This window comes from Actinomadura soli (assembly GCF_005889715.1).
Classification (GTDB): Bacteria; Actinomycetota; Actinomycetes; order Streptosporangiales; family Streptosporangiaceae; genus Spirillospora; species Spirillospora soli.
The window spans coordinates 1-5,520 of record NZ_VCKW01000382.1; the positions used below are offsets into that span (position 1 = coordinate 1).

The window sequence follows — 5,520 nt, forward strand, 5'->3', positions numbered from 1 at the left end:
CCCCACCCCCGCCCAGCACAGCCGCCCCATCAGGCACGACGGCCGCCCCGCCGGGAGTGAACGCTCCGCCGGGAACGTCCGCTCCACCGGGCACGACCGGCCCGCCCGGCGGGGTCCCGTCCCGCCCGGCCGGTCCGCCCCGAACCGGAGGCCCGGCCTGCGCGGGCCGGCCACCCGGCGCCGATGAGCCGCCCCGCTCAGATCGACCGCCCCACGCGGATCAGTCGCCGCCCCGACCGGATCAGCCGCCCCGAGCAGCCCGCTCGCCGCTCAGTTCACGCCCGGATGCGCCGCATCCGCCCCCCGACCCGAGTCCGCACCCTGAAAGGGGATTGGAGACGATGGCCGTGAGGGAACCCCTGACCTATCTTGGCGAGGCCGGACAGCAGATCGGCAGCTCGCTCGACCACCTGCAGGCCGCCCGGACGCTCGCCGAGGTGCTCGTACCCCGGCTCGCCGACTTCGCCGCCGTCGAACTGCTCGAACGCGTCGTCGCCGACTCGGCGCCGCCCGCCGCCGAGATCGACGAGACCACGCTGATGCGCCGCGTCGCGGTCGTCCACAACGACGAGCCGGGCCGCTGGGACGACACCGCCCCCGAGGGCGAGCCGCTGCTCCTGTCGCCCGGCACGCCGTTCGTCCAGGCCATGCGGACCGGACGGCCCGTCCACATCCCGCGCGTCGGTGCCGGGCGGGCCGCCGAGATCGCCGCCTCGTTCGGCGACCGCCACGACCTCCGGATGCTGCTCACCGGCCGGGCCCTGCTGATCGTCCCGCTGATCGCCCGCGGCCGGGTCCTCGGCACGTTCAAACTGCTCCGCAAGCCCGACCGGCCCGCGTTCGGCGAGCTCGACCTCGCGATGGTCGACGAGCTGGGCCGCCGCGCCGCGCTGTGCATCGACAACGGGCGGCTGTACAGGCGCGAGGTCCAGGTCGCCGAGGAGCTGCAGCGCAGCATGCTGCCCGACGACCCGCCGGACGTCGCGGGCGCGCGCGTCCGGTACCGCTACCGGCCCGCCGAGCAGGCCGCGAAGGTCGGCGGCGACTGGTTCGACGCCATCCCGCTGCCCGGCTGCCGGCTCGGCATCGTCGTCGGCGACGTCATGGGCCACGGCCTCACCTCCGCGGCGATCATGGGCCAGCTGCGCACCGCCGTCCGCACCCTCGCGGCCGAGGACATGCGGCCCGCGCGGCTGCTGCGCCAGCTCGACGGCCTCGCCCGCCGGCTCGGCGAGGACTACCTCGCCACCTGCCTGTACGCCGTGTACGACCCGGTCGGGCGGCGGTGCACGTTCGCGAACGCCGGGCACGTCCCGCCGGTGCTGGTGTCGCCGTTCGGTGACAGCCGCGTGCTGCCCGTCCCGTCCGGGGTGCCGATCGGGGTCGGCGGCGAGCCGTTCGAGGCGATGGAGGTCGAGGTCGAGGACGGGTCGCAGCTCGTCCTGTGCACCGACGGCCTGCTGGAGCGCCGCGGCCATGACATCGACCACGGGCTGGAGGAGCTGCGCGGCCGGCTCGCGGACGCGACCCCCGACCTCGACCTCACCTGCGACACCCTCCTCGACACCCTCGGCACGGCCACGCCCGCCGACGACATCGCCATCGTGGCGGTCGGGTTCGACGGCATCCCCAAGGAGGACGTCGCCGAGTGGGAGCTCGAACCGGATCCGAGCGCCGTCCCGTGGGTGCGCGGCGAGGTCGCCGGCACGCTCGCCGAATGGGGCCTCGAACCGCTCACCGACACCGTCCAGCTGCTGGTCAGCGAGCTGGTCACCAACGCGCTCGTGCACGGCGCCGGTGCCATCGGGCTCCGCGTGATCAAGGGCCGGAACCTGCTCTGCGAGGTCTATGACGACGGCGCCGACCTGCCCCGGCTCCGCCATGCCGAGGCCACCGACGAGACGGGCCGCGGGCTCCAGCTCGTCGCCCACCTCGCCTCGCGCTGGGGCACGCACCGCGCCGAGCCGGGGAAGGTCGTGTGGTTCGAGCACGATTTCCCGATGCCGCCCCCGCCTTGTTGACCTGCATGGACAAGGGATTAATGGCGGCGTTGTGAGGCAAATGTCCCGTTGTGACGGATAGTTTCCAACATCCCCGTGGGCTCTGATCGATATTGCCGACGCTCTTCGATGCCCGCGGGGGAACTGTTGGGTCAGAATCTGACTTTGCCGGTCCCGGAGACGCTCTACGGCACCTACGCCGTGGCGCTCACCGAACCGATCACCGACCCGGCCCGGCTGGCCCACGACGAGGTCGCGCGGCGCACCGCCCCGCCGCTGCGCGGCCTCGTCCTCGGGATGCTGGACAGTCCCATGATGACCCTCGACCAGCGGCCAGCGTCCCAGTTCCCGCCGCTGCCGCGCGACCTCCTCGCCGCCTACGGCGCAGCCCCGTCCGACCTCGTGGCCATTGACGCCGCCCCCCACATCCTCGCCGTCAGCGCCGCCTACCGCCCGGGCCGCCCGCCCGCGCACGAATGGGCCGCCCGCGCGGTCGCCGGCGCCATCGCGGCCGTGCTGCGCGCTCCCGTCGTCGACGTGTTCACCCCGCAGATCCTCACCCTCGGCCACCTGGAGCGCTCCCTGCCCGGCCCCGGCCGGGCCGTCCGGCTCACCGACTGGATGCTGCTCCCGCACACCTCCGGCCCGCACGGCTTCTACTTCACCACCAAGGGCCTCGCCAGGTACGGGCTGCCCGAACTGCAGACGGAGGACGTCCCGCCCGGTCTCGTCGAGGCGTGGGGACGTCTCCTCAACGGCCTCGCCCGCCGCGTCCTCGACCTCTGGCTGGACGAGCTGCCCGCCGGTGAGCAGCCCCTCGTCGTCGACGTCCCCGAGATCATCTCCGTGGGCCTGCGGGACATCGCCGCCGCTCAGGGCGCCGACGAGCCGCTCCACCGGGAGGTGGCCGTCCGGCTGCGCCTCGACACCTCGCCGGAGCCGGCCCTCACCGTCCTGGCCGCGAACGGGGGCCCGGACGGCCTCGAAGCCCTGTGCGAGGCCCTCTTCGGCACACCCGAAAGCAGCCGATGACCTTGCCCATGATCTTGAACTGAGCGCAGGATCGAACCCGTGAGATTCGGCCCGCGTGACCGTCCAAGCCCCGAACCCGAGGACCCCGGCGACGCCGCACCCCCGCCGCGTCCAGGCCCCTACCCGGAAGACGTCCGCGTGGCGGGCGCGAACCCGGCGGGGGCAGGCCCCGCCCCCGAAGACGACCAGCCCGCCTCCGACTGGGTGCCCGTTCAGCCCCAGGCCGAGGTGCCCCTCGAACCGGGCTTCGCGCCGCCGCCGGACCCACCGGGCGCCGAGCCTCAGCCAGACTGGGGCACGCCGACACCGGCCGACACATCATGGACGACCCACGAGCCGGCCGGGCCTTCATGGACGTCCCAGCCCCCGCCTCCGCCCCCTGGGACGGAGCCGGAGATCCCACCGGCACGGGGACGCCACGAAGCAGCCGGCGAGTCCTCACAAGAGACCCCACCGGTGTGGACGCCCCATGAATCCAGCTCCGGCTCAGAGCCGCTGTCCGGTGGCACGCCGCCCGGCGAGCCGTCGCCGGAGACCCCGCCGACATGGGGACGGCACGAGTTCCCGGGCGAAACGGCGGGACGCCACGAACGGATCACCGACGAGCCGTTCCTGCCGGGAAAGGGGCTGGCCACCGAGCCACCGCCCATGACCCCCCCGGACGTGACGGCACCGGACCCGCACTGGGCAGCAGTCCCCGAGCCGCGCTGGGGAGAGGCGCAGGAGACGGCCGCGAGCCCGGGCCCGATGGCCGATCCCGCCCGGCGCAAGGCGCTGGCGGACGCGTTCGTCGCCGAGTTCGTGAACAGCACCACGTGGCGGGCAACGCTCGCGGTCCTGGAGGGGGCGTTCCCCGGCCTGGGCATGGCGGCCAGGCTGTCGCGCCAGACCGACGAGCTGTGGCGGACCATGGACGCCGTCGACCGGAAGGCGTCCGCCAAACTCGGCGTCCCCGTGTGGCTGGACGACGCCGGAATGGTGTTCGACCTCAGCGCCCACCTGCCGTCCGTCCGCGTCCCGATGGGGGCGCCGGCGGGGCCGCCACGGGCGTCGAAGCCGTACGCGGGGGCGTTCGTCATCGACACGCTCGATCCGCTGCGCTACCACCGCGCGGTCGGCGGGCCGCGGGCGCCGCGCGACCTGCCCGGTCAGGGCGCGCCGGTGCCGTCCACGGTGGAGGACGACGACAGCGGCGTCGTGATCGTCGCGAACCTGACGTCGGCGGGCGTCCGCGTCCTGGACTCCGCCGGGCTGTGGCGGTACGCGGATCAGGTCGTCACGGGAACGCTGCACGAGGCGGCGCGTCCGGAGACGCGGGACCTGACCCGCAGGGCCCTGTGGGCGTTGCGGCGCGTGGTCGTCGTCGATCCGGACCTCGGGCTCGGCCTGTGCCTGCAGATCGACGCGGCCCGCGTGCCCCGCTGCCTGCTGGCGTTCGGGGTGGACCGGAAGGAGGGCGCGCCGCGCTTCGTCCGGCCCTGACCGGCGTCAGTCGTCGGAGCGCAGCCAGGACAGGTCGCTCTGCCGGTCGGCGGGAAGCTCGCGGAGCCGGTCCGCGAGCTGCCACGGCTCGGCCGGCGGCGCGCCGTCGTCCGGGAGGACGCCGCAGACGAGCGCGCTCTGCGTGCCCACGGCGGTGAACGGGCCGAACCGCGCCACGCCGCCGCCGCGCAGCGCCGCCAGCTCGGTCAGCAGCGCGTTGAGGGCGGACGAGTCGCGCGGGTCGTACAGGCCGCGGACATAGGAGAGCAGGTCCTCGGCGAGCACCTCGGGGCGGCGTCCGGAAAGGTGGTAGACGGTCCCGCGATAGGCGCCCGTGGCCTGCGCGGAACGCTGGTCGCGGACACGGACGCGCAGCCCGTACTCGGCGGCGCACCGCTCGTACGCCCCGGCGAGCAGCGCCTCCGCCTCGCCCTCCTCGGTGAGCACGACGCCGGTGACGACGCCCTCCTCGCGGTCGAGGCGGTCGAGCATCTCCTGGTGCAGCTCCAGGACGTCGCGCTCCACCGCGTCCAGCGACCGGGCCAGGGCGTGCTGCGAGTCGCGATCGAGATCGACGCCCGCGAGTTCGCCGGAGATGTCACCGAACTCCTTCTCCAGCCGCTCCACCCGCCCGGTGAGCGCGTCGAGCCTGTCCAACACCTCGGTGGACGGGGCCTCGGGCAGCGGCGGCGGGATCGGGATCCCGGCGGGTTCCGTCGCCTCGTCCACCACCGCCGTCAGAGCCTCGTGCCGACGCGCCAGCTCGGACACCTGGTTGCGCAGTTCGCGCAGCTCCGCCTGCGCTCGGGGGAGCCGCTTGTCGGACGCCAGATACAACTCGCGCCCGCCGATGGCAAGGCAGAGCAGGACCAGGATCACGGTGGTCATGGTCACGACGATAACCACCCGCGCCCCCGTTGGCCGAGACAGAAACAGATCTCGTCCAAAAGGCCCCGCATTTTTCCACCCCAGAACCACCACCCACCCCGCAGCGAAGCGACGGCAC

The 5,520-nt window shown here is 74.1% G+C and carries 5 protein-coding genes; 4 read left to right on the forward strand and 1 reads right to left on the reverse strand.

Annotated elements, in window-relative coordinates:
• From ETD83_RS44075 to ETD83_RS38685, 4 genes are all read left to right on the forward strand, one after another.
• On the forward strand, window positions 1–187 hold a 187-nt coding region (locus ETD83_RS44075), incomplete at its 5' end, for a hypothetical protein (RefSeq protein WP_205718130.1).
• 160 nt (window positions 188–347) lie between these two features.
• Window positions 348–2,021, forward strand: coding sequence for an ATP-binding SpoIIE family protein phosphatase (locus ETD83_RS38675; RefSeq protein WP_171064683.1), 1,674 nt, complete (start codon window positions 348–350; stop codon window positions 2,019–2,021).
• 144 nt (window positions 2,022–2,165) lie between these two features.
• Window positions 2,166–3,032, forward strand: a complete 867-nt coding sequence (locus tag ETD83_RS38680; RefSeq protein ID WP_138650150.1) for a hypothetical protein — start codon at window positions 2,166–2,168, stop codon at window positions 3,030–3,032.
• A gap of 39 nt (window positions 3,033–3,071) precedes the next feature.
• Window positions 3,072–4,514, forward strand: coding sequence for a hypothetical protein (locus ETD83_RS38685; protein ID WP_138650151.1), 1,443 nt, complete (start codon window positions 3,072–3,074; stop codon window positions 4,512–4,514).
• Between the two features lie 6 nt (window positions 4,515–4,520).
• Here the strand turns inward: ETD83_RS38685 and ETD83_RS38690 are convergent, their stop codons facing one another.
• Window positions 4,521–5,402 (reverse strand): hypothetical protein, encoded by an 882-nt coding sequence (locus ETD83_RS38690; protein ID WP_138650152.1) that lies wholly within the window; start codon window positions 5,400–5,402, stop codon window positions 4,521–4,523.
• Between the last annotated feature and the right edge of the window lie 118 nt (window positions 5,403–5,520).